20 protein-coding genes and 2 pseudogenes are annotated in these 23,386 nt (G+C 67.5%); 14 read left to right on the forward strand and 8 right to left on the reverse strand.

The features are described from left to right. The first annotated feature begins 126 nt into the window (after positions 1 to 126). The 9 genes and pseudogenes from ACOGXI_RS15955 (at position 127) to ACOGXI_RS15995 (ending at position 7,642) form a co-directional block, all read left to right on the forward strand. A complete protein-coding gene (locus tag ACOGXI_RS15955; protein ID WP_419939804.1) occupies positions 127 to 1,623 on the forward strand; it encodes a hypothetical protein in 1,497 nt (498 codons plus the stop codon). A 116-nt stretch (positions 1,624 to 1,739) separates the two neighbouring features. After that, a complete protein-coding gene (locus tag ACOGXI_RS15960) occupies positions 1,740 to 2,762 on the forward strand; it encodes an IS110 family transposase (RefSeq protein WP_419939805.1) in 1,023 nt (340 codons plus the stop codon). 387 nt (positions 2,763 to 3,149) lie between these two features. Then, positions 3,150 to 3,437 carry a transposase gene (locus ACOGXI_RS15965; RefSeq protein WP_419939806.1) on the forward strand — a complete coding sequence of 96 codons (288 nt, stop codon included), beginning with the start codon at positions 3,150 to 3,152 and terminating at the stop codon, positions 3,435 to 3,437. A 134-nt stretch (positions 3,438 to 3,571) separates the two neighbouring features. Then, a pseudogene (locus ACOGXI_RS15970) lies at positions 3,572 to 3,715 on the forward strand (IS3 family transposase); the annotation flags it as partial. Between the two features lie 88 nt (positions 3,716 to 3,803). Further along, positions 3,804 to 4,322: a DDE-type integrase/transposase/recombinase gene (locus ACOGXI_RS15975; protein ID WP_419940226.1), complete on the forward strand. Its 519-nt coding sequence runs from the start codon at positions 3,804 to 3,806 to the stop codon at positions 4,320 to 4,322. A 49-nt stretch (positions 4,323 to 4,371) separates the two neighbouring features. After that, a pseudogene (locus ACOGXI_RS15980) lies at positions 4,372 to 4,575 on the forward strand (leucine zipper domain-containing protein); the annotation flags it as partial. Position 4,576: 1 nt separating this feature from the next. Then, positions 4,577 to 5,815 (forward strand): formylglycine-generating enzyme family protein, encoded by a 1,239-nt coding sequence (locus ACOGXI_RS15985; protein ID WP_419939807.1) that lies wholly within the window; start codon positions 4,577 to 4,579, stop codon positions 5,813 to 5,815. Positions 5,816 to 5,925: 110 nt separating this feature from the next. Beyond that, positions 5,926 to 6,345, forward strand: a complete 420-nt coding sequence (gene avd, locus ACOGXI_RS15990; protein WP_419939808.1) for a diversity-generating retroelement protein Avd — start codon at positions 5,926 to 5,928, stop codon at positions 6,343 to 6,345. Beyond that, positions 6,317 to 7,642: an RNA-directed DNA polymerase gene (locus ACOGXI_RS15995; RefSeq protein ID WP_419939809.1), complete on the forward strand. Its 1,326-nt coding sequence runs from the start codon at positions 6,317 to 6,319 to the stop codon at positions 7,640 to 7,642. The genes avd and ACOGXI_RS15995 overlap by 29 nt, the downstream gene beginning before the upstream one ends. Here ACOGXI_RS15995 and ACOGXI_RS16000 read toward each other — a convergent pair. The 3 genes from ACOGXI_RS16000 to ACOGXI_RS16010 all read right to left on the reverse strand — a co-directional run bounded on the left by ACOGXI_RS16000 (position 7,559) and on the right by ACOGXI_RS16010 (position 8,934). Beyond that, positions 7,559 to 7,819 (reverse strand): DUF4160 domain-containing protein, encoded by a 261-nt coding sequence (locus tag ACOGXI_RS16000; RefSeq protein WP_419940227.1) that lies wholly within the window; start codon positions 7,817 to 7,819, stop codon positions 7,559 to 7,561. The two genes, ACOGXI_RS15995 and ACOGXI_RS16000, sit on opposite strands and share 84 nt — an antisense overlap. Then, complete coding sequence (locus tag ACOGXI_RS16005; protein WP_419939810.1) at positions 7,812 to 8,096, reverse strand: DUF2442 domain-containing protein; 285 nt, start codon at positions 8,094 to 8,096, stop codon at positions 7,812 to 7,814. The genes ACOGXI_RS16000 and ACOGXI_RS16005 overlap by 8 nt, the downstream gene beginning before the upstream one ends. Before the next feature lie 109 nt (positions 8,097 to 8,205). Continuing rightward, complete coding sequence (locus ACOGXI_RS16010; RefSeq protein ID WP_419939811.1) at positions 8,206 to 8,934, reverse strand: DUF4377 domain-containing protein; 729 nt, start codon at positions 8,932 to 8,934, stop codon at positions 8,206 to 8,208. Positions 8,935 to 9,188: 254 nt separating this feature from the next. Between ACOGXI_RS16010 and ACOGXI_RS16015 the strand changes: the two genes are divergently transcribed. Further along, positions 9,189 to 9,572: a cupin gene (locus tag ACOGXI_RS16015; protein WP_419939812.1), complete on the forward strand. Its 384-nt coding sequence runs from the start codon at positions 9,189 to 9,191 to the stop codon at positions 9,570 to 9,572. Positions 9,573 to 9,617: 45 nt separating this feature from the next. On the opposite strand, the gene ACOGXI_RS16020 is transcribed toward ACOGXI_RS16015, so the two are convergent. Beyond that, on the reverse strand, positions 9,618 to 9,836 hold the full coding sequence (locus tag ACOGXI_RS16020) for a SelT/SelW/SelH family (seleno)protein (protein WP_419939813.1): 219 nt from the start codon (positions 9,834 to 9,836) through the stop codon (positions 9,618 to 9,620). Positions 9,837 to 9,988: 152 nt separating this feature from the next. Here ACOGXI_RS16020 and ACOGXI_RS16025 point away from each other — a divergent pair, with 152 nt between their 5' ends. Continuing rightward, positions 9,989 to 14,830 (forward strand): NAD-glutamate dehydrogenase, encoded by a 4,842-nt coding sequence (locus ACOGXI_RS16025; protein ID WP_419939814.1) that lies wholly within the window; start codon positions 9,989 to 9,991, stop codon positions 14,828 to 14,830. 31 nt (positions 14,831 to 14,861) lie between these two features. Here ACOGXI_RS16025 and glnA read toward each other — a convergent pair whose 3' ends face one another. The 3 genes from glnA to ACOGXI_RS16040 form a co-directional block, all read right to left on the reverse strand. Further along, entirely contained in the window at positions 14,862 to 16,262 is a 1,401-nt protein-coding gene (glnA, locus tag ACOGXI_RS16030) for a type I glutamate--ammonia ligase (RefSeq protein WP_419939815.1), read from the reverse strand. A 155-nt stretch (positions 16,263 to 16,417) separates the two neighbouring features. Continuing rightward, positions 16,418 to 17,194 (reverse strand): 4'-phosphopantetheinyl transferase family protein, encoded by a 777-nt coding sequence (locus ACOGXI_RS16035; protein WP_419940228.1) that lies wholly within the window; start codon positions 17,192 to 17,194, stop codon positions 16,418 to 16,420. Continuing rightward, positions 17,128 to 18,147, reverse strand: coding sequence for an SDR family oxidoreductase (locus ACOGXI_RS16040; RefSeq protein WP_419939816.1), 1,020 nt, complete (start codon positions 18,145 to 18,147; stop codon positions 17,128 to 17,130). Before ACOGXI_RS16040 ends, ACOGXI_RS16035 begins: the two co-directional genes overlap by 67 nt. 175 nt (positions 18,148 to 18,322) lie before the next feature. Between ACOGXI_RS16040 and ACOGXI_RS16045 the strand changes: the two genes are divergently transcribed. From ACOGXI_RS16045 to ACOGXI_RS16055, 3 genes are all read left to right on the forward strand, one after another. Next, the gene (locus tag ACOGXI_RS16045) at positions 18,323 to 18,700 is read left to right on the forward strand and encodes a DUF2281 domain-containing protein (RefSeq protein ID WP_419939817.1); all 378 of its coding nucleotides are present in this window, start codon (positions 18,323 to 18,325) and stop codon (positions 18,698 to 18,700) included. Positions 18,701 to 18,798: 98 nt separating this feature from the next. Further along, positions 18,799 to 20,253 (forward strand): IMP dehydrogenase, encoded by a 1,455-nt coding sequence (gene guaB, locus ACOGXI_RS16050; RefSeq protein WP_419939818.1) that lies wholly within the window; start codon positions 18,799 to 18,801, stop codon positions 20,251 to 20,253. Between the two features lie 99 nt (positions 20,254 to 20,352). Continuing rightward, positions 20,353 to 22,011: a LysM peptidoglycan-binding domain-containing protein gene (locus tag ACOGXI_RS16055; RefSeq protein WP_419939819.1), complete on the forward strand. Its 1,659-nt coding sequence runs from the start codon at positions 20,353 to 20,355 to the stop codon at positions 22,009 to 22,011. On the opposite strand, the gene ACOGXI_RS16060 is transcribed toward ACOGXI_RS16055, so the two are convergent. Then, entirely contained in the window at positions 21,901 to 23,382 is a 1,482-nt protein-coding gene (locus ACOGXI_RS16060; protein WP_419939820.1) for a nucleotide sugar dehydrogenase, read from the reverse strand. The genes ACOGXI_RS16055 and ACOGXI_RS16060 overlap by 111 nt on opposite strands. Between the last annotated feature and the right edge of the window lie 4 nt (positions 23,383 to 23,386).

Raw genomic sequence — 23,386 nt, forward strand, 5'->3', positions numbered from 1 at the left:
GGGCATGCGCAAGAGGGGAACCCGTCGATCCTTGAGCTTCTGGAACCGTTGGGAACAATAGGGGCTGACTCGACGGTGACAGGTACGTTGACGGAAGGGAATCATCTGGTACGGAGCGGGAGAAGGGTGGCTGCGTGGAGCCTGTTCGTCGTGGACGAAGAGGCTGAGTTTACGATTGATTTGACCTCGGATGTGTTCGACCCGTACCTCTATGTCGTAGGGCCGGGAATCGCGACAATGTTGAGAAACCGAGGAGCGGACGATTACGCGGTGACGAATGATGATGGAGGGGAAGGCCTGAATTCTGCATTGTGCTTCGAGCCCCCGCGGCCGGCGGAGTACTTGGTGGAATATCCGGCGGAGTATCGCGTCGTAGTGAGCGCGTTGAACGCGGAGGTCGGAGAGTATCGACTGAGGGTCAGAAGCGGATGTAGGACGCGTGTTGATCCCGAGGGGAACGAAGATGTGACGTTCGATCTGTGGGCCGTCCCGGTGACGGACACGATTAGGCGAGGAGTGATCGAGCAGGGCGAGTTCCGGTCGATTGGGACGTGGGACGAAGCCGGCGGCCCAGTGGAGAGCTGGGTCCTTCCGGTTATGGGCGGAGAGAGGTTGGCCATCGAGATGAGGTCGGCGGAGTTCCATCCGCACCTGACGGTCGTGTCGCGTAGCGGCTTCTACGCCCGGGAGGCAGGCGATGTTCTTGGGCGGGAGGGAAGAAATATGCGGGTCACGCGCGAGGTTTCGAACAACGATGGGGACGGGTTGGCATGGGACTCGCGAGTGTGTCTCGTGACGGAAGCGTCGGAAGAATACCGGGTGGTGGCATCCAGCTATCGGCGGGGTGTCGGGAGGTACGGATTGCTCGTGGCAGAGGACCCGGATGGCACGCTATGCGGACAGGCCAACATGTCAACGGACCGGTACTTTGAGCTATTGGAAGAACTGCCCACGGAGACGCGCTCAATCAGGCTTGGTGAGTCGGTAGAGGGGGTCCTCGGTCTTGGAGATGCGAAGGATCCGGTTTCGGGTGATCCGATTCAGGCTTGGGCGGTAGACAGAATAGTGGAAGACGAATGGGTCACGGTTGAAGTCAATTCGGATGCGTTCACGCCGACGATAGACATCGCATCAGATGATGTGGAAGAACTCACGGGACAGTCCAGCCTGTGTCGGGCTCGCGCTCAGTTCCGGATGAGGGGGAGTGGAAGCGTCAAGGCACTTGTGTCGGCACAATCGGAAGGTGAGGTGGGGGCGTTTACCCTGGTGGCTACGCAGGGGGCGGGCGCAGAAGTACTATTGGACCCATGTGAAACAACAGACGGGTTGGAAATTGGGTACGAAGTAGAAGGGCGATTGACGGCTGTCAGGGACAAAGCAGCTTGGACGATAGCTGCGGCTGCAGGGGATACGCTGATCTTCCAAGCGGGGTCTGAGGAGTTCGATACGCGGCTTGAAGTGACCGGTCCGGGTGGGTTGTTGATCGGGGATGACGATGGAGGTGGGGGGACAAACTCGCGCATAGAGATGGTGATTCCGCGCGATGGTGAGTACCGCGTAGCGGTTCGAGCGTATGGCGTAACCACGGGACTCTTTCACCTGAGCGTGATTCGAAGACGCTGATGTACAAGTTTGGTGCACAAGTACGATGGAGTGGACGCCCCCTCCCGACGGCATCGCGATGTGCCAGGATGGTGCTGAAGCGATTCAGTCGACCATCTGAGAGAGGAGGCATCCGCATGGAAGAGGTTGCCATCATCGGGATCGATCTGGCGAAGCGCGGCTTTCAGGTACACGGGGCGAGGGCGGACGGGTCGGTTGCGTACCGCGGGAAGCTGAGCCGCGGGAAGCGGCCGGGCTTTCTCGGCTCACAGCCGCCGTGTACGGTGGCGATGGAGGCGTGCGCCAGCGCCCACTACCGGGGCCGTGAGATGGGGGCGCTCGGCCACGAAGTGAGATTGGTTCCACCGATCTACGTGAAGCCCTTCGTCAAGAGGAACAAGAACGACGCGGCCGACGCAGAGGCGATCACGGAGGCCGCGCAGCGTCCGACCATGCACTTCGTGGCGGTCAAGACCGAAGCGCGGCAAGCGCAGGGGATGCTCTTTCACACGCGTGACCTGCTGGTGCGCCAGCGGACGCAGACGATCAACGCGCTGCGGGGCCACCTCGCCGAGTACGGCGTTGTCGCTCCCCGGGGCAGGGCCCGGATCAGGCAGTTGGCCGCGGTGCTCGAAGACGAGGACTTTGGCCTGCCGGAGGCGGTCGCCGAACTGGGGTGGCTGCTGCTTGGGCGGATCGGTGAACTCGATGAGAAGATCGGTGGGCTCGACCGCGAACTCCAGACGAGCGCGCGGCAGAACGAAGAGACAGCGCGGCTGATGACGATCCCCGGAGTGGGACCGGTCACCGCGATGGCGTTGCAGGCCTTCGCACCGCCGATGGAGAGCTTCCGGCGCGGCCGCGACTTCTCGGCTTGGCTCGGCCTCGTGCCGCGGCAGCACACCACCGGCGGCAAGCCGAGGCTGGGCGGGATATCGAAGATGGGCCGGAGAGACCTGAGACGGCTCCTGGTCACGGGAGCCATGGCGGTCGTTCAGCAGGCGAGCCGACGCAGCGAGATCACGGATCCGTGGCTGGCCGGGATGTTGGCGCGCAAGCCAAGGAAGGTGGTCGCGGTGGCGCTCGCCAACAGGACGGCGCGGAGGGTCTGGGCGCTGGCCACAAAAAAGGAGGCTTACCGAGTTCGAGCTGCCGCCTGAGCGGGCGGCGAAAGAAGAAGCGAAGCAAAGGCGCTGCCGGGAGGTGTGGGCAACAGGACGCGAGAAACGGGTAAGGGCACACAGTCAGCAAGACGGGGTCGGAAAAACCAGTGATTACCGGAGGGCCTGAGAGCCCGCAAGTACGATTTGGATCCGATCTCACGAACACCATACGGGCCCGCGGCCAAATAAAGGGCTGCATCAAGAGGCCGGACATACGACAGTACCTGGCCACACTGCCACCAACTCGGTTCTGAATCCCGCTTGCCCACCATGGGGGCGTCCACATACGGTAGTCACCTGACACCGGGGCGTTCGCGTGAGGTGGTCCCAGTTTTTCGGACAGGTCGTTAAGGTGGATTCCAGGATGGAACGGGAGGCACCGAGATGGCCAGGAAGAGACGGCGGTTCACGCCGGAGTTCAAGGCTCGGGTAGCGCTGGAGGCGGTGCGCGAACGCGACAGCGTGCAGGCGACCGGGAGGCGGCACGAGCTTCACCCGAACCAGGTGAGCACATGGAAGCGGCAGCTGCTCGAGGGGCTGCCGGAGGTGTTCGCCGGGGGCGCGGGCCGGAAGCTCGCCAAGGAGCACGAGGCGAAGGTCCGGGAGCTGCACGCGAAGATCGGAGAGCTCACGGTTGAGCGGGATTTTTTTCGGCGCGGGCTCAAGCGCTGAGCCGGTCGGAGCGGGTGCGGATGATCGAGCGGAACGGGCCGCTGAGTCTTTCGAGACAGTGTGCGCTGCTGGACGTGAGCCGGTCGTCGCAGTACTACCGGCCGAAGGGGGAGAGCGCGGAGAACCTAGCGCTCATGCGGCGTGTGGACGAGCTGCACATGGCGTATCCGTTCTACGGGAGCCGGCAGTTGACGCGGCATCTGCGCCGCGAGGGGGTCACCGCGGGCCGGCACCGGATCCGGCGGCTCATGCGCCTGATGGGGGTGGAGGCGACGTACCGGCGGCCGCGCACGAGCGTGGCGGGTCCGGAGCACCGGGTCTTCCCCTATCTGCTGCGCGGCATGGCGATCTCGCGGGCGGACCACTGTGTGGTGCGCGGACATCACCTATGTTCCGGTGACGCAAGGCTTTTTCTACCTCGTGGCCGGGATGGACTGGGCGACCCGGCACGTGCTCGCGTGGCGGCTGTCGAACACGATGGACGCGTCGTTCCGCGTCGAGGCTCTGGACGACGCGCTGGGCTGGAGGGCGCCGGAGATCTTGAACCCGGATTCCCTTCTCAGTGGCCGGGGGCCATATTGGAACCCGTCCTTCCCTGCCGGGGGAGGGCCTCCGGGTGGAGGATCCACTCCAGGAGAACGAACAGGAACAGCTCCCGAGGGCTCTCACAACCGGTCGGAGTCCACCTTAACTTTGCCCTCGGACTGTCCAACGAACTGGGACCGCCTCAGACCGATGTCGCCACCCTTACGCCCCTCTACCTCGAGAGACGGGCCGACCGTGGTTTGCCGCGCCCCTCCCGCGCCCCACGCTACGGACCTTGGCTGGCATTGGGACCATCTAGTTGTAGATGCCACGATGCTTGTTCACCGGATCGACGAGTAAAATGAGAGTTCCTATCAGAGAGCTCACACCCTACTCGTCGGAGGATCCGGTGAACGTGCACAAGAATGCGAAGTTGACGCCCGCGGGGCGAGCGGTGCTGGTGAAGCGGGTGCTGGCCGGGGAGCCGGTCGAAGTGGTGGCGGCCGAGATGGGGGTGAGCCGCCGGACGGGGTTCAAGTGGCTCAAGCGGTTCCGGGAGGAGGGAGAGGAAGGGCTTCTGGACCGGAGTTCGAGGCCGCGCCGGGACGTGCAACGTGTCCGAGGAGCGGGAGCCGGCGGCTGCCTACGAGCAGAAGAAGCCGAACCACGGAAAGCCGATCGACATCTGGCAGTTGGACTTCTCCGTGTACAACGGGTCCGGGAAGCGGCTGGATCATCTGATCGCGATCTACCGGATCGAGGCGGAGGACCCGCCCTGCACCAACTGGAGCATGTCGGCGTCGGTGGACTATCCGCTGCAGGTCCAGTGGGGCGGCGCGGCCGGCCACATCCAGCCGAGCGGCAACGTGGCCCCGGGCGAGACCGTGGCGGCCACGAGCTACGTCTATGTGTTCCACGAACACGAGCCCCGGTTCGAGACCTGGAGCGTGGACTACACGTTCGCGCCCGAGGCCTCCACTCCCGCGGCGGCCCCGGCGCCCGAGGCCCCCGCGGCGCGGGCGGCGGCGAATCCCGGCTCGCGCGCCGGCCCACCCGGAGCTCCCGCGGCCCCGGCGGGAGGACGGTCCGGCGCCGCGGCTCCGACCCCGGGCGCCGAGTTCAGCGATTGCGACGCGTGTCCTCGGATGGTGGTTGTGCCGGCGGGGACGTTCACGATGGGCTCGCCGGCGTCGGAGGAGGGCCGGTTCGGTGACGAGGGTCCGCAGCACTCGGTGACGATCCCGGCCCCGTTCGCGGTGGGGGTGTACGAGGTGACGTTCGCGGAGTGGGACGCCTGCGTGCACGCGGGGGGGTGCGGCGGCAACGCGCCGGACGACAGCGGCTTGGGACGGGGGAGCCGCCCGGTGATCAACGTGAACTGGGACGATGCGCAGATGTACGTGTCGTGGCTCTCGCAGCAGACGGGCGCGCGCTACCGGCTGTTGAGCGAGGCCGAATGGGAATACGTGGCCCGGGCGGGGTCGCGGACGGCGCGCTACTGGGGCGAGAGCGAGTCGGGCCAGTGCCGGTACGCCAACGGCGGTGCGCCAGCTCCCTGCCCCGACGGATATGAGTACACGGCGCCGGTGGGGTCGTACGCGCCGAACGCGTTCGGGCTGTATGACGTGCTGGGGAACGTGTGGGAGTGGACGCAGGACTGCTGGAACCGGAGCTATGCCGGCGCGCCGACGGATGGGAGCGCCTGGCAGTCCGGCCAGTGTGGCCGTCGCGTGCTCCGCGGTGGTTCCTGGGGCAGCGTCCCGGGGTTCCTCCGCTCCGCGAACCGGTACGGGGACTCCACCGACGGCCGGGGCAGCGCCATCGGTTTCCGTGTTGCCTGGACGCTCAATTGATTCCTGCATCCTTACATCTTTACTCCTGGGTGAACGTGCGGGGCATACGGGCTCTCACCCGGGGGCTCGAAGCGATGCCCGGGCCGGGGCTGGCGGATTGATGCCGGCTCGTGGCTGAGACGGCCGCCGAGCGCGCCAAGCGATCCCCGGCGCAGAAGGCCGAGAACCGGGCGCCGGAGACCGGGGCCGCGCTCGAAGGCCACTACCGCTTCATCCTGTGGCTGGTCCCGACGCTGGAGAAGTTCCCCCACTCCCAGTGCTTCCTGCTCGGAGACCGCATTCAGCGCGCCGCCCTCGACGTCCTGGAATCACTGATCGAGGCCACCTATACCCGGCAGCGGCGAAACCACCTCTCGCGGGCCAACCTCGGGATCGAGAAATTGCGTTTTCTGTTGCGCCTCGCCCACGACCTGCGTCACCTGGATGCTCGTCGCTACGAGCACGCCGCCCGCTCGCTGGACGAGACCGGGCGCCGGATCGGCGCCTGGATGAAAGCCCACCGTGCCCGCCAAAGCCCGCGACCTGTTTGAGGCGGTCGCCTCCTTCCCCGCGCTCCGGGGGGCGGCGCTGCGGGCGGCGAAGGGGAAGCGGTCGAAACCCGGCGTCGCCGCCTTCCTCGCGAACCTCGAAACGGAAGTCCTCCGCCTCGAACGCGAACTCGGGGCGGGCAAGTACCACCCCGGGCGCTACACGGTCATCGAGGTGTTCGACCCCAAGCACCGGCTCGTCTCGGCGGCGCCGTTCCGCGACCGGGTCGTGCACCACGCCTTCTGCGCGGTGACCGAACCCATCTTCGAGCGCGGCTTCATCCACGACAGCTACGCGAACCGCGTCGAGAAGGGCACGCACCGCGCAGTCGCCCGCTACGAGAAGTTCCGCGACCGTTTCCGGTACGTCCTCCGCTGCGACATTTACCGCTACTTCCCGGCCATCGACCACGCGATCCTCAAGCGCGACCTCAGGCGGCGTCTTACCTGTCCCCGCACCCTGGATCTGGCGGACACCATCATCGACGGCGCGAACCCGCAGGAGCCGGTGAACCTCTACTATCCGGGCGACGACCTGTTCACGCCGTTCGAACGCCGCCGCGGGCTCCCGATCGGGAACCTCACGAGCCAGTTCTTCGCCAACGTCTACCTCGACGGCTTCGACCACTTCTGCAAGGAAGTGCTGCGGGCGAAGGGCTACCTGCGCTACGTGGACGACTTCGCCCTGTTCCACGACGACCCCGGCGTGCTCGCCGATTGGCAGCGGCGCATCGACCGCTATCTCGAGGGCCGACGCCTTCGTCCGCATCCGGACAAGACGTACATCAGCGAGGCGAGCGCCCCCGCGAAGTTCCTCGGCTACGTCCTCCTCCCCGGGGGGCGCCGGCGACTGCCCGAGGACAACGTGCGCCGCTTCCGCAACCGCCTGCGCGGCCTCCGCGACCGCTGGCGTCAGGGCACGGTGACGCGCGGCGAGGTCGAACAACGCATCAACTCATGGATTGCACACGCGAGCCATGCCGATACGTGGCGCCTGCGCCACTCGATCTTCCGGGCGGGGTGGTTCGATCCCGCACGGGAGCCTGGCCGCCCCCCTGCCGTCGCGTGCTCCGCGGCGGTTCCTGGAACAACAACCCGAGGAACCTCCGCTCCGCGAACCGGAACAGGAACACCACCGACAACCGGAACAACAACAACGGTTTCCGTGTTGCCCGCACGCTCTCCCGCCGGAACCGGCGGCCGTCACGCGGCCAGTTCACTCGAGCGGAGCGATCTTGCCGGGAGCCTCGTGATGTCTGGCCCGTTCCCATGCGGCCAGCAACTCCGCTTGATGGAGTGAAGCCCACTCGACCACGAAACCCAACGCGCGCGGTGGAAGGCGTCCCCTCAGAATGGCCAGATCCTCGATGCCGACAACAGCCTCCTGGCCGCTGTATTCGGCATGGAAATGGGCTGGACCGTGTTCGCGGAAGTACATGCGGATAACGATGCCGTAGAACCGGCAGACTTCAGGCATGCGGAACCGGCTGGCCAAGTCCGGGAAACACCTGCTGCGGAGACTTGTCCGTCAACTCCAGATAAAGCGAGTCGGGGCAGAGTTCGATTTCCGCGGACCAGGCGACCGCACCGTGCGGCGCCAAGTGGGCCTTGTCGAAGAGATCCTGGTCATCCCAAGCCCGAAAGACGCCCTTGCCCGCGAGGTCGGAAAGATCGATCTCTCCCGCGCAACCATCCGCAAACCGGATCCAGATCCGGTACCCTTCGCGCGCCTTCACCTCAGCGACGCTGATCATCGATCTCTCGTCCTCCATTCTGATGCTCCGTCCGTACTATGCCCCGAACATACTAGAAACCGGGCGCATCCGGCGGAATTACCGGCGTCGTTGTAGGCACGGTGCGGAATCAGGAGCCCGGAGTGGCCTCGAGCGTCTCCAGCCAGCGATAGCCGTGGGCCGGCACATCGGGTGACCCGGTCATGCCTTCGGGGAACATGTCGAACCTCTCGACGCGCAGGCGGTAGTTGATCTCGTGCCGGGGCTGGAAGCCCACGACCTCGCCTCGGTAGGGGGCGCCGTTGACGACCTTGCAGTACCCGGGATAGCCGTCGCCGCACTCGACTCTGTGGCGATCGATGGTGATCTCCTCTTCCGTGCCCGCCGCCTCTGTTCTTGAGACGACTTCACTCAGAACGTACCGGCCATCGGCATACCTGTTGGCCTCGAGGCTGTAGTAGTAGCCCGCCTCGTATTCGAAGCGGGTGATCAGCTCGTCGTACGGCGCGCCGTCCACCACCGGGCAGAAGTCGTCACTTCCGTGGCATACAACCCGCGCAGGACCCACCGACAGGGTTGCGGGCGTGGATGGCGCCAGGGTCTTCGCAAGCTGCTCGAGCAGACGGTACGCGTACTGGCCGGCATCCTGCGGCGGTTCCCTCCCGTCCCAGGGATCGTACTTGCCGATGCGCAGGCGGTAGTCGTAGCCGGGCTCGTATTCGAATCCTTCGATTCCGTCGTAGAACAACCGGCCGTTGACGACCATGCATGACCGCAGGCCCACGCCGTAGCACTTGGCCAGCGTGGGGCCGACGGTCACCTCCAGCGTCTCGAGGTAGGCGGGCTCGCGCGGTTCCACGGAACCGTCGCAACCCGCAAAGACCGGGGTCAGCAGGAACAATGGAGCGAAGCTTCTGGTGCGCACTGGAGTCCCCCTTCGGTACGGCCGCCACCGCCACTACTACCCGCGTTGCAGCTGAACAGGCCCCGGGCGGCTCGATGCAGGAATCTACCCATCAGCCGCTCCAGGGTTCTCCCTCCCGGACGCTTCGCCTGATTCACGTCTGATACCGGCTCGGCGTCACGGCGGCCGCCGGTGTATCATGTCCCATCATGGAACGACACACGGCGAAACCCGAGGGACGGGACGCGGCGCGTCGCGGCGAACCTCGCGTGGTCGACAAGCCCTGGGGGCGGGAGGTGTGGTACGCCCACACCGACCGCTACGCGGGGAAGATCCTCGAGGTGAAGGCGGGGCACATCCTCTCGCTGCAGAAACACCTCGTGAAGCACGAGACGATGCTGCTCCAGGCCGGGCGCGTGCGCTTCACGCTCAACGACGAAGTCTTCGAGTGGCTCCCGGGCGAGATCGTCTCCATTCCTCCGGGGAACGTGCACCGCATGGAGGCGCTCGAGGACAGCGTCATCCTCGAGGTGAGCACGCCGGAACTGGACGACCTGGTGCGCCTCGAGGACCGCTACGGACGGGTCCGTTGAACGGTCGCGCCGGCCCTGGACGTTCCCGCGGGAACTCAGCCGTCGCTAACCCAGCGCGTCGAGGATCTCCTCATGGGATGGGTGCCGGCCCGTGGCGGCCTTCGAGTAGATGAGCTTTCCATCCGCCACGACCTCGAACCGGCCGCCGCCGGACGGGATCATCTCGATTTCCGGATTGTCGAACCGTTCCCTGAGAGTTGCCGCCAGACTGGCGGCTTTCGGCTCGTAGTTTCAAGCGGTGCAGTATTCGATCGATATGTGCATGCTGTCCGTCCCTGTCTCGGTTCTTCCGATGCTCCGCGCCGGCCCGCGCCGGCCGCGATCTGGTCCTCGATTCGGTGCTCGATTCGGTGCTCGATTCGGCACGCGGCACGTTCGCCGTTGACCCTGTGCGGCACAATGGGGTATCTACGGGCATGAAACACAAGCCTGCGCAGCCGTCGGACCTCGGGCCGCTGATCCGCGAGGTCGAATCGCGACTCCCGGACGCGCCCGGCGAGGCGGTCCGCAATCTCTCCCGCCGGCTCTTCAGCCGCGGCTACACCCACATCGCGGATGGGCGTCCGATCCGCGCTCTGGCAGATGACGTCGCCGCGCTCTACCGCCTCGTCGCCGGCGCCGCCGACGGCGAAATCGCGATCCGGCTCGCTTGGGACGAGGACGATCCGTCTCGCGGCGTGCTTCAGACGGTGATGGAGGATCGGCCCTTCATCGTCGACACGCTGCGCGAGTATCTCCACTCCGCCGGAATCGATATTCCGCACCTTCTCCACCCGGTCGTCGTGGTCGACCGGGACGCCTCCGGCCGCGTGCTCGACATCCGCGACCACTCCGCCGACGGCTCGCGCGTGTCGGTCGTCCACATCGTGCTCGACGACGCACACCACGCGGAGGTCCGCGAGACGCTGGAAGCCGAGGTGCGACAGCGCCTCGAACTCGTCAGGGCCGTCACCGCGGACTTCTCCCCCATGATCGAGCAGGTGGGGACGCTTGTCAGCGGACTCGAGGCCAAGCGGATCGAGACGCCGTGGCGCAGCGCCGAATTCGAGGAGATCCAGGACCTCCTCCGGTGGCTCGTGGACCCCGGGTTCGTTTTCCTCGGCTATCGCTCGTACCACATCGAGACGGACGATGCCGGTCGGGACTGGATCCGCGTCGACGAGGGAACCGGGCTGGGGATCCTCAGGGACGACGGCAAATCGAAATACCACGAACCCCGCCCCCTGGACGAACTCCCCGCCTACCTTCGCGCCCGGGTGCTGGGCGGCCCCCTTCTCATCATCTCGAAGACCAACGCCCAGAGTCCGATTCGGCGCAACGTCCGCATGGACTACGTGGGCATCAAGCGTCTGCGACCGGACGGGACGGTGTACGGCGAGCACCGGTTCCTCGGCCTGTTCACCGCGAAGGCGTTCTCGCAGGACGCCTCCTCCATCCCGATCCTGCGCCGCAAGCTGCGCGAGATTCTCCAGCTCGAAGCCGCGCCCCCGGGATCGCACGACTACAACGTCATCCTGGGGACGTTCAACTCGATGCCGAAGGAGGAACTGTTCCTCGCCTCGGTGGAGGAGATCCGCTCCGTCGTCGACGCCGTGATGGCGACCGGAGGCGGGGACGATGTGCGGGTCACGGCGCGTCCCGACCAGCTCGGCCGCGGCGTCCAGCTCATGGTCATCCTCCCCAGGACCCATTTCTCCGGGCAGGTGCGGAGGCGGCTGCAGGCGGCGCTGATCGAAGCTTACCGGGGGACGCTCCTCAACTATCACCTCGCGCTCGGCCAGGGCGACCAGGCGCGCCTCCACTTCTATTTGGCCCACGACCCGGACGAGGTGGGGTCCGTCGACCTCGACGCCGTTCAGGCCGAGGTCCGCTCGATCGTCCGCACCTGGGAGGAGCGGCTCGAGGATGCGCTCGATGCCGTCCACGGTCCCACGCGGGGCCACGAACTCGCAACGCATGTCGTGCGTTTCTCGACCGGCTACCAGGCGGCGATGGACATCGACACCGCGGTCGAGGATGTGGCGGGTCTCGCGCGGCTGGCCGAGACGGGCGAGAGCCAGGTGCTGCTCAAGCGGTCCCCCGGAGAAGCGGACGAGCGACACTATCAGTTGCGGCTGTACGCCCGGAAGGGTCACTACGTCCTCAGCGACGTGATCCCCACGCTCGAGAACCTGGGGCTCCGGGTGCTCGACTCGCTCCGCTTCACGATCCAGCTCAAGGACGAGACGCCCGACGCCACGGAAGAGACGTTCGCGGCGCGCGTCCAGTCCTTCGAAGCCGAGGCGATGCGTGCCGGCGACATCGACATCGCGGCGGCGCAGGACCGGATCGGCGACATGCTGCGGGCCATCCGGGCGGGGCTCGCGGAAGATGACCGGCTGAACGAACTCATCGTGACCGCCGGTCTCACGTGGCGGGAGGTATCCGTCCTCCGAGCCTACGCGGGCTACACGTTCCGCATCGGCGCCGTAGCCGCGCCCACGGGCGGCCAGTTTCCGCTCACCGCGTACCCCGACATCGCACGCTGCATCTTCCGGGCCTTCGAGGCGCGCTTCGATCCGGAGGCGCGGGAAGGGGCGGCCGAAACGATGCGGCGCTTGAAGCGCGAGTTCACGCGCGCGCTGGCTTCGGTGCGCGGGATCGAGGACGACCGGACGCTGCGGCGGATGATGGAACTCGTCCACGCGACGGTGCGCACGAACCACTACCGGGGCGAGTTGCGCCGGTCGCCTCTTCTCGCCCTCAAGATCTCGAGCCGCTCCGTCGACTTCATTCCGAAGCCGAAGCCGAAGCACGAGGTCTACCTGCGGGGCCCTCGCACCGAGGCCGCCCACCTCCGCATGGACGACGTGGCGCGCGGCGGGCTCCGGTGGAGCGACCGCTACGGGGATTTCCGGGTGGAAGTGCTCGGGCTCGTGAAGACGCAGAGGGTGAAAAACGCCGTCATCGTGCCCGGCGGCGCGAAGGGCGCCTTCATCGTGAAGGGCCTGCCGGATGGTCGCGAGGCGCGGCTTGCGGCGGGGCTGGACAGCTACCGGGACTTCATTCGCGGGCTGCTGGAAGTCTCCGACGACGTCGTCGACGGCGAGGTGACGCAACCCCGGGGGATGGTGATCCACGACGGACCCGATCCGTACCTCGTCGTCGCGGCGGACAAGGGGACGGCGAAGAACTCGGATACGGCCAATGAACTCGCGGCGGAAGCGGGCTTCTGGCTCGATGACGCCTTCGCTTCCGGCGGATCGCAGGGGTACGACCACAAGAAAGAGGGGATCACGGCCCGCGGCGCGTGGGAATGCGTGAAGCGCCACTTCCGGGAAGCGGACATCGACTACGAGAACAAGCCCTTCACGGCGGTCGGCATCGGGGACATGAGCGGCGACGTGTTCGGCAACGGGATGCTGCTCAGCAAGCAGATCCAACTCGTCGCCGCCTTCGATCACCGCGACATCTTCCTCGATCCGAACCCGGACCCGAAGGCGTCGTGGGAGGAACGGAAACGGCTGTTCGACCTCCCGGCCTCGTCGTGGGCCGACTACGACACCGAGCTTCTGAGCGAGGGGGGTGGCGTCTACGATCGGACGGAGAAGCAGATCCCCCTCTCGCCGCAGATCCGCGAGCGCCTCGCCGTCGATCGCGAGGAGATGAACGGAAACGAGTTGATCCGCGCGATCCTGTCGGCGCCGGTCGACCTTCTCTGGAACGGCGGCATCGGCACGTACGTGAAGGCGAGTTCGGAACGCCAGGCCGATGTCGGCGACCCCAGCGGCGATCCCACACGGGTCGATGCGACGGCCATTCGGGCGCGGGTCGTCGGGGAGGGCGGCAATCTCGGCTTCACGCAGCGCGCCCGGGTGGAGTACGCGCTTCGCGGGGGGAGCATCAACACCGACGCCGTGGACAACTCCGCCGGGGTCGACATGTCCGACCACGAGGTCAACCTCAAGATCCTCCTGGGCGCGCCACTGTCGAACGGGAGGATCGACTACGAGGCGCGAAACGATCTGCTCCGCGAGTGTACGGACGAGGTCTCGTGGAAGGTCCTCCGCAACACGTACAGCCAGAGCCTCGCGATCAGCCTCGACTACATCCGGGCGCGGCGCGCGCCCGCGGCATTCCGCGAGGTGATCCAGCGCTTCGAACGGGAGGGGATCCTGGATCCCGCCCTCGAATACCTGCCGACCGGCGAGGAACTCCTCGAACGGGAGAACCTCGGGGCGCACCTCACGAGGCCGGAACTCGCCACGGTGATGGCCTACTCGAAGCTCCACCTCAAGCATGCGCTCACGGAGTCCAGCGTGTCCCGCGATCCGGCCATGATGGAACTCGTGGAGGACTACTTCCCCTTCGGGGCGCTGAAGGAAGTCGAGACCTCGGACCTCGAGGAGCACCGGCTGCGTCCGAACATCTCGAGCATGCTGCTCACGAACCGCTACGTGGACCGCATGGGCGCCACGAGCCACATCCGGCTCATGGAGGAGACCGGCCGCGCCGCCGCGACCGTCGCCCGCACCTGGTACGTCGCGTCACGGATCGCGGATGCCGAGGATCTGTACGAGCGGCTGCGCGTCGCCGACGCCCGGATGCGGAGCGGGGCGCAGAACGAGTGCTACCTGGCCATGGCCGACGCCCTGACGCGCGCGACGCGATGGCTTCTGCAGCGGACCGGCCCCGCGGAACCGGTCAGCGAGGCGATCGAGTGGCTGCACGACCCCGTGCGGGCGGTCCGCGAGGCCCTGCCGGAACTGCTCAGCGCGGAGCGGCGGGAACGTTTCGAGTCCACCTGCTCGCTGCACGAGATGGACGGCCTCGATCCGGAAGGCTCGGCGCAACTCGCGACCTTCCGCTATGTGGACGAACTGCTGCCGATCGCCAGCCTCATCCGCGAAACGGGGGCCGGTACGCGCGAGGTCGGCGCCGTGTATTTCGGTCTCGCCGAGGAGATCGACTTTCCGTGGCTGCGGAGCCGCGTCTACTCGCTGGCCACCGACGATCCGTGGGACCAGAGGGCGGCGCGCATCCTCGTCACGCGACTCGAGCTGGCGCGTTCGCGCATGGCGGCGCAGATCATCGCCGGCGCCGAGGGGTCGACGACGGAAGACGCAGTGCGATCCTTCCGGCGCCGGAACGCGGTGGGGTTGAGCCGGATTCGGAACGTGATCACCGAGGTCCGGAACACCGGGGCGGAACTCCCCGGGCTCGTCGTGGCGGTCGATGCCGTCAACGATCCGGGGATCCTGGAACCCCCGGACCGCTGATCGGCTCAGGCTGCGGGAAGCCGGAAGCGGGCTAGTAGTTGACGTACTGTTCGAGTTCCCACTGGGAGACCGACGCCACGTAGTCGCTCCATTCCGCCTTCTTGCGGCTGATGAACTGCCCGGAGATGTGGTCTCCGAGCGCGTCCCTCATGACGTCGTTCGCCTCGAACTCCTCCACCGCCTCGCCCAGGTTCGCGGGCAGCACCTCGAGCCCGATCCGCTCGCGCTCCTCGTCGGAAAGCTGCCACACGTTCGTGTCGAGCGGCGGACCGGGATCGATCCGGTTCTCGATGCCGTCGAGGCCGGCGGCGAGCTGGACGGCCAGCGCCAGGTAGCCGTTGCACGACGGATCCGGCATCCGGAACTCCGCCCTCGTCCCCAGGCCCCGCTGCTCCGGGATTCGGATCATCGGCGAGCGGTTCCGCTGCGACCACGCGATGGAAATCGGTGCCTCGTACCCGGGCACGAGCCGCTTGTAGCTGTTCACGATCGGGTTGGTGACCGCGGCGATCGCCCGCGCGTGCTTCTTGAGGCCGCCGATGTAGTGGAGCATGACGTCGGCCAGCTCGTAGTCCGCGTTCGCGTCGTGGAAGATGTTCTTCCCGCCCTTGAACAGCGACTGGTGCGTGTGCATGCCCGACCCGTTCGCGCCGAAGATGGGCTTCGGCATGAACGTCGCGTGGAGTCCGTGCGCGAGCGCGATGTTGCGGACGACGAACTTGAAGGTCATGAGGTCGTCGGCCGTGCGCAGCGCCTCGCCGTACTTGTAGTCGATCTCGTGCTGGCCTTCGGCGACCTCGTGGTGCGCGGCCTCGATATCGAGCCCCATCGACTCCATGCCGGTGACCATCTCGCGCCGCGCCCGCTCGGCGAGGTCCGACGGCGTGAGGTCGAAATACCCGCCGTCGTCGCCCGTGACGAAGTTGCAGCTCCCGTCCTCATTCGTCTTGAAGAGGAAGAACTCGGCCTCGACGGCGGCGTACATCGTGAGGCCCATCGATTCGGCCCTGGCGACGACGCGCTTGAGCGCCGCGCGCGGGCAACCCCCGAACGGCTTGTTGTAGGGGCGCCGCACGTCGCAGTACATCTGCGCCACACGGGCGGCCGGATTCCCCCACGGGAAGATCCGGAACGTGTCCAGGTCCGGCCGGAGGAGCATGTCGCTCTCCTCGATGCGGACGTAGCCCGCGATCGACGAGCCGTCGAACATGACCTTGGCGTCGAAAGCTTCCTCGAACTTGCTCGCCGGGACCTCGACATTCTTGGCGAAGCCGTTGATGTCGATGAAGATCAGACGAAGGAATCGGACGTTCAGCTCCTCGCAGAGCTTCAGGATCGCGTCTCGATCGCCCGAGGCCACGGCGCCCCCGTAATCGTCGTATCGAACCTGCGAGGAGTGTTCACTGGGTGCCGCGAAAACGGCGTCGGACATGGTGCGACCTCCGGGTCACTGGAGCCTGTTGCAAAGGGGGGTTCGTACGTTCGGTTCCGCTTGGGCGGTCGGGCACGACCCGCAATGTCGCGGGGCAGTATCGGCAGGAAGTCCGCACTCGTCAACCTCCGTGCCCAGCCCGTGCGGCCGCCTCCTCACGGCCAGCTCCACCGCCGCACCGAGGCGGGTCGGCGCGCGCACGCCACGGCGCCGGCGAAACCCTCTCCCGGGAAGACGTCCGTCAGCCACCACGACCGTCCATCCAGTTCCCCCCGGATCGTGTCGACGCGGTCGAGCGGACGCGAAAGTCCCAGTCCGGCGGCCTTGAGGATCGATTCCTTCCGGGCCCAGATCCGGAAGAACTCCGGCCGGGCCGCCTCCGTCTCCCAGTCGGACCGGAGGCGCCGCTCTTCGGGGGAGAGGTGGTCGCGGGCGAGGCCCCCCGGATAGCTGAGCGGCCGGATGCGTTCGATGTCGACGCCGATCTCGCCGAGTTGGCCCACGGCGCACAGCGCGAGTCCGCCCGAGTGGCTGAGATTGAAGAAGAACGGGGGAGCGTCCCCGTCCCCGTCCCCCCCTCGTGCCGACACCAGCCGGGGCTTTCCATGCTCTCCGTACGCCAGCGCCAACTCCCCGGGCGGGACGCGCAGGTACTCGGAGAGGAGACATCGCAGCGCGATGCGGGCGCGGCGGAACCGGGCGCGCGCCTTCGCGCTGACGAGCCGCTCGGCGCGGGCCCGCTCGTCCGGACTCAGGAGTTCGCCGCCGCCGCTCTCGCGGCGGGCCGAGAGGTCGATCCTCCAGACGTGAAGGTCGGGCCCCGGCAGCCCCGGAGGACGGGCGCCCGCAGGCCAGTCCCCGCTGCTCAGAGGGCGGCGTACCAGTCGAGCGTGGACCGAAGGCCCTCGAGGAGCGTCCAGCGGGGTTCGTATCCGAGCCGTTCCCGAGCCTTCGAGATGTCCGCGTAGGAATGCCGTACGTCACCGGCCCGGAAGCGCTCGTACACGGGTTCCGCGCTTCCCACGTCCGGCCGCTTCTCCGCGAGCCCCGACCGGATGAGGCCGAACAGTTCGTTCAGCGTCGTCGCATCGCCCGCGGCGACGTTGTAGACGCCGCGGGCCGTCTCCGCCCCCGCCGCGGCGGCGAGCAGGTTCGCCTGTACCACGTTGTCGATGTAGCAGTAATCCCGGGTCGTCTTGCCGTCACCGTAGATCTGGCACGGCTCTCCCGCGAGCAGCCGCAGGGTCCAGCGCGGTATGACGGCGGCGTACGGTCCGTTGGGAGCCTGCCTCCTGCCGAAGACGTTGAAGTAACGGAGTCCGACGATCTCGAGGTTGTAGCTGCGGCGGTACATCTCGGCGTACAATTCGTTTACGCGCTTCGTGGCCGCGTAGGGCGATGCCGGGTTGCCGATGTGGGCTTCCGCCTTCGGGAGGTGGGGCGAATCCCCGTACACCGAACTCGAGGATGCGTAGACGAGGCGGGAGACGCCGACGTCGCGGGCCGCGTCGAGCACGTTGATGAACCCCGCGACGTTGCGGGCATACGTCTCCTGCGGCTCCTTCACGGACCGGGGCACCGAACCCAGCGCGGCCTGGTGCAGCACGATGTCGACCTCGCGGCACGCCTCGGCGACGGCATCGGCATCGACGATGTCCCGCTTTACGAAACGGCACCGATCCGCGGGGGCGCCCGAGGCCGCCACGGCTTCGTCGATGTTGCCGCGGTGTCCGGTCGAGAGGTCGTCGAGCGCCACGACCTCCTGTCCCAGCGCCAGGAGCCGCTCGATGAGGTGGGATCCGATGAAGCCGGCGCCCCCCGTGACGAGCCATCGGCGAGGGGCCGCCGCGAGTGCTTCGCAGGCGAGAGCATAGGCGGTTTTCACACACTACATGTTATGCTTGCGGCGGCGGACGGCGGAACCCCTCGCGCCCCGCGTACTTGAAACCTGCCCCCGGTCGGGCGGAGTATGAGGGGGACCGGCGGAGGGGCGCCGGCGATGGGGATCGGCGGAAAGAACGCCGGACGGGTTCGGGCGACCGCGGAGTCGGAAAGGCGCCATGGCCGAAGAAGGAATGAACGAGATTCTGAGGAAGAAGATCTGGAGGAAGCTCCAGGCTCTCCCCGAGGACAAGCAGTACGAGGTCGTCGATTTCATCGACTATCTCGCTTCGAGGTACGCCTCCCGGCCGGCCGCCGGGGCGGATCCGTTCCAGCACTTCGCCGAATCCGTCCACCGGGGGTTGCGCAGGACGCGGGCCTCGACGACGGCGGTCAAGGGAACGATGAAGGTGCTCGGCGCGGCCGACCGCGTGATCGACTCGTTCCGCGAAGCCGGGCGCGGATTCCTCGCCGAACTCGAAGCGGGCAACCCGGAACCGGAGCCCACCGAGGATCGTCCTCCGCCCGAGACGCGCGAGATCGTGGTCGACCCGTAGCATCGACGACGACGCACGCGATCGTCGCGGCGGTCGAACGGCGGTCCGCTCGTTGACGTCGCGCGGGCCGTCGCCTACGATGGCGCATGGAAGCTCCCATGCCCCGCTCCAGCCGCGAAGCGCTCACCTTCGACGACGTTCTGCTCGCTCCCGGGCACGCGCTCGTCCATCCGGCGGATGTCGACGTCTCCACCCGCCTGACCTCGCGCATCCGACTCCAGATTCCGCTGCTCTCCGCCGCCATGGACACGGTGACGGAGTACCGCATGGCCATCGCGCTCGCGCGCGAGGGCGGGATCGGCATCATCCACAGGAACATGTCGGTCGAAGCCCAGGCCCAGCAGGTCGACCGGGTGAAACGGTCCGAGAGCGGGATGATTCTGGACCCCATCACGCTCGGGCCCGACGCCACGCTGGGCGAGGCCCGGCGGCGAATGAGGGAGTTTTCGATCAGCGGGGTCCCGATCGTGGACGAGGGCGGGGCGCTCGTCGGGATTCTGACCAACCGGGACCTGGTGTTCGAGACCGACCTCTCGCGACCGGTGCGGGACGTGATGACGAGCGAGAAGCTCGTTACGGCGCCGACCGGGACTTCGCTCGAGGAGGCCGAGGAGATTCTCCGCCGTCACAAGATCGAGAAACTCCCCGTGGTGGGAGAGGACGGGCGGCTCGCCGGGCTCATCACGGTCAAGGACATCTTCAAGCGCCGGCAGTTTCCCAACGCGACGAAGGATGGCCACGGACGGCTGCGGGTAGGGGCCGCCGTGGGGGCGAGCCGGACCGACCTCGAGCGGGCGCGGGAACTCGCCGCGGCCGGAGTGGACGTCATCGTCGTCGACAGCGCGCACGGACACTCCGAGGGCGTCCTCCAGGCCGTCGCCCGGGTCCGGGAGGCGCTCCCCGACATCGACCTCATTGCCGGCAACGTCGCGACCCGCGAAGGGGCGGCGGCGCTCGTCGAGCGGGGCGTGGACGCGGTCAAGGTCGGTGTGGGGCCGGGATCCATCTGCACGACGCGCGTCGTCACGGGCGTCGGCGTGCCTCAGGTCACCGCGATCGAGGACAGCGTGGCGGGGGCGGAGGGCCGGGTGCCCGTGATCGGTGACGGCGGCATCAAGTATTCCGGCGATCTCGTGAAGGCGATCGCGGCGGGAGCGGAGACGTGCATGCTCGGCTCCATGTTCGCGGGCACCGACGAGAGCCCCGGCGAAGCCTTCCTCCTCGAGGGCCGGCGCTTCAAGGTGATCCGCGGCATGGGTTCGCTTGCGGCCATGCAGGCCGGCTCGGCGGACCGGTACTTCCAGGAGGGGTCGGCCGCCCGGAAACTGGTCCCCGAGGGGATCGAAGGCCGGGTGCCCTACAAGGGGCCGGTGTCGGACACCGTGTTCCAGATGGTCGGCGGTCTTCGGAGTGGCATGGGGTACTGCGGCGTCGCCGCCGTCGACGAACTCCGCCGTGCTGCCCGCTTCCTCCGCATCACTCCCGGCGGACTTCGCGAGTCCCATCCGCACGATGTCGTGATCACGCGCGAGGCCCCCAACTACCACGTCTAGCCGAGGATTAGCCACCTGATGACCCATCGATCGTCGAGAAGATCGTCGAGAAGATCATCGAGAACGCCCTTCGGGGCGTGTCTTCATTGGGCCGGTCCGGTGCTCGCGGCGCTCGTTCTGCACGGCTGCGCGTTCACGCAGCGTCCACCCGATGCCGGCCCGGCGCCGGAGACCGTGAACGTCGAACCGGGACCGCTCGAGACCGGCGCGGCGGATCCATCCGAAGCGACCCCGGAGATGGGGGACGCTGCGGCGCCGGGCGACGAGCTGATGCCGGAGGACCCGGTCGTGCCGGATCCGGCGGACGAAACGGTCGCGGGGCCGACCGCGGCGGAGATCGATCGAGCGATCCGCGAGATGCTCGGCGGCGACCCGATGGGCCTCGTCCACGAAAGCGAGGATGCGCGCGTTTTCAGGCTCGAGATGAACGAGCGCGTCGCGTCGTGGGTCCACTACTTCCAGACCGCCATCGGCGAACGCTTCGCGACCTACCTCGGCCGCAAGACCCGCTACGAGCCCATGATTCGCCGGAAGCTGCGCGAGGCGGGGCTGCCGCAGGACCTCATCTACCTCTCGCTCATCGAGAGCGGGATGAACCCCAACGCCTACAGCCGTGCGAGCGCCGTGGGCCTGTGGCAGTTCATCGCGGGCACGGGGCGCCAGTACGGCCTCGAAATATCCTACTGGATGGATGAACGGAGAGACCCGGAGAAGGCGACGGACGCCGCGGTCCGTCACCTCAAGGATCTCTACGACGAGTTCGGTTCCTGGTACCTCGCGGCGGCGGGCTACAACGGAGGGCCGAACCGGGTCCGCCGCGGCCTTCGCACCGTGCCGGGCGCGACCTTCTGGGATCTCGCCGACCGCCGTCTGCTGCGCCGCGAGACGCGCGACTACGTGCCGAAGATCATCGCGGCGGCCATGATCGGACACGATCCCGCGCGCTACGGGTTCCCGGATCCGGAGGGAGAGACGATCCCGGAGCATGTGAAAGTCCGTGTGCCCGACGCGACGAGCTTCGATGTCCTGGCCGAGGTCGCCGGGACCGACGAGGAGACGATCAACCTCCTCAACCCCGAGTTTCCGCGCGACGTGACCCCGCCGCACCGGGATGTCGAGGTTCGGGTCCCGGTCGAGGGGGCCGCCCGGTTCGCGGCGCGGTATGCCGCCGTGCCGGCGGATGAGCGGGTGACGTGGACGTTCCACACGGTCCAGAGCGGTCACACGCTGGGGTGGATCGGACAGCAGTACGGGGTGTCGGTGGCGGCGCTGCGCGCGGCGAACGGCAACCTGAACCCGCGTCGCCTGCAGATCGGTCAGCAACTCGTGGTGCCCCGGTCGGCGCGAGCCTCCGGCGCCACGATCGCCAGGAATTCGAACGCGAGCCCGCTCACCGCGCGGACGAATGCCGAGGGGACGACGGTCGTCACGGTGCAGCGCGGGCAGACGCTGGCCGTGATCGCGCAGCGATACGGCGTGTCGGTGGCTGCGTTGCGGGCCGCGAACGGCAATGTAAACCCGCGTCGCCTTCAGATCGGCCAGGAGTTGCTGATTCCGGGCGCCGGCCGGCGGGCGGGAACGGGGTCGGCCGGGTCCGCGAGCAACGGCGCTGGACCCGTGACGATCGTGGTCCGGCCGGGCGACTCGCTATGGCTGATCGCCCGCCGACACTCGGTATCGACGCGCGACCTCATCGAATGGAATCGCCTCTCCTCGACCCGGATCCATCCCGGCGACCGGCTCGAGATCCGGCGCTGAGCCGCCGCGGGGCGGGCCGGAAAGCGGATAGAGGGTCGCACCGCCCGGCTCCCGATGCTCTCCACGCTCCCCGGGCTGATGCTCCCCGGGCTGTCTCGTCAGGCCGTTACGCGTATCGACGATGATCCGTGCCTTCTCGAGCACGAGACCGTAGTCCACCTGCGGGTGATCCGTGATGACGACCGTCGCGTGGCTCGATGCGAGCAGTTCCGCCGTCAGGGGCTGCGATTCGAGGTCTCCGCCCTCCGGCGCGAGCCTCGGCACGAACGGATCGTGGTATGAGACCTCGGCGCCCTGCCGGCGCAGGAGTTCGATGACGTCGAGCGCCGGACTCTCGCGGACATCGCCGACTCCCGGCTTGTAGGCGACGCCCAGCAGCAGGACGCGGCTGCCGTTGAGCGGCAGTCGATGCCGGTTGAGCGCCTGCGCGACGCGATCCACGACGTAGCGCGGCATCTCCGCGTTGACCTCGGCGGCGAGTTCGATGAAGCGGGTCCGGTACTGCAGCGTCCGCATCTTCCAGGCGAGGTATTGCGGGTCGATCGGGAGGCAATGGCCGCCCAGGCCGGGGCCGGGCGTGAAACGCATGAAGCCGTAGGGCTTCGTCGCCGCGGCCTCGACGGCCTCGCCGATGTCGATCCCCAGACGATCCGCGATCACCGCCATCTCGTTCACGAGGCCGATGTTCACGGCGCGGAAGGTGTTCTCGAGCAGCTTCGTGAGTTCCGCGACCTCGGGCGACGAAACGCTCACGACCTCGTCGATGACCCGTTCATAGAGGCCGGCGGCGAGTTCGCGGCACGAGGCGGTCAGTCCGCCCACGACCTTCGCCGTGTTCGTGAACGTGTAGACGGGGTTGCCGGGGTCGACGCGCTCCGGGCTGAAGGCGAGGAAGAACTCCTTTCCCGCCGTGAGCCCGCCCTGTTCGAGTTCCGGCTGCAGAAGCTCCCGCGTCGTGCCCGGATAGGTGGTCGACTCGAGGACGATGAGTTGGCCGGGCCGGAGGCCGTCTCGGATGTGTCCGAGGGCGTCGAGAATATGGGATACGTCGGGGTCCCCGGTCTTCCCGAGCGGCGTGGGGACGCAGATGATGACGGCGTCCATCTCGCCGAGCCGGCCGAAGTCCGCGGTCGCGTCGAGGAGGCCGCTCTCGACGACGGCGGCGACGGCCCGCGCCGGCACATCGCCGATGTGGGATTCGCCGCGCTTCACCCGATGCACGACCCGCTCGTCGATGTCGAACCCCAGCGTCCGGAAGCCGGCGCCGGAGAACGCCGTGACGACGGGCAGACCGACATAGCCGAGCCCGAGTACGCCCACCCGGGCCGTGCCCGACTCGATCTTCTTCCGGAGCGTTTGTCCGTGGTTCACGGCG

It is taken from the genome of Candidatus Palauibacter sp., assembly GCF_965208055.1.
Classification (GTDB): Bacteria; Gemmatimonadota; Gemmatimonadetes; order Palauibacterales; family Palauibacteraceae; genus Palauibacter.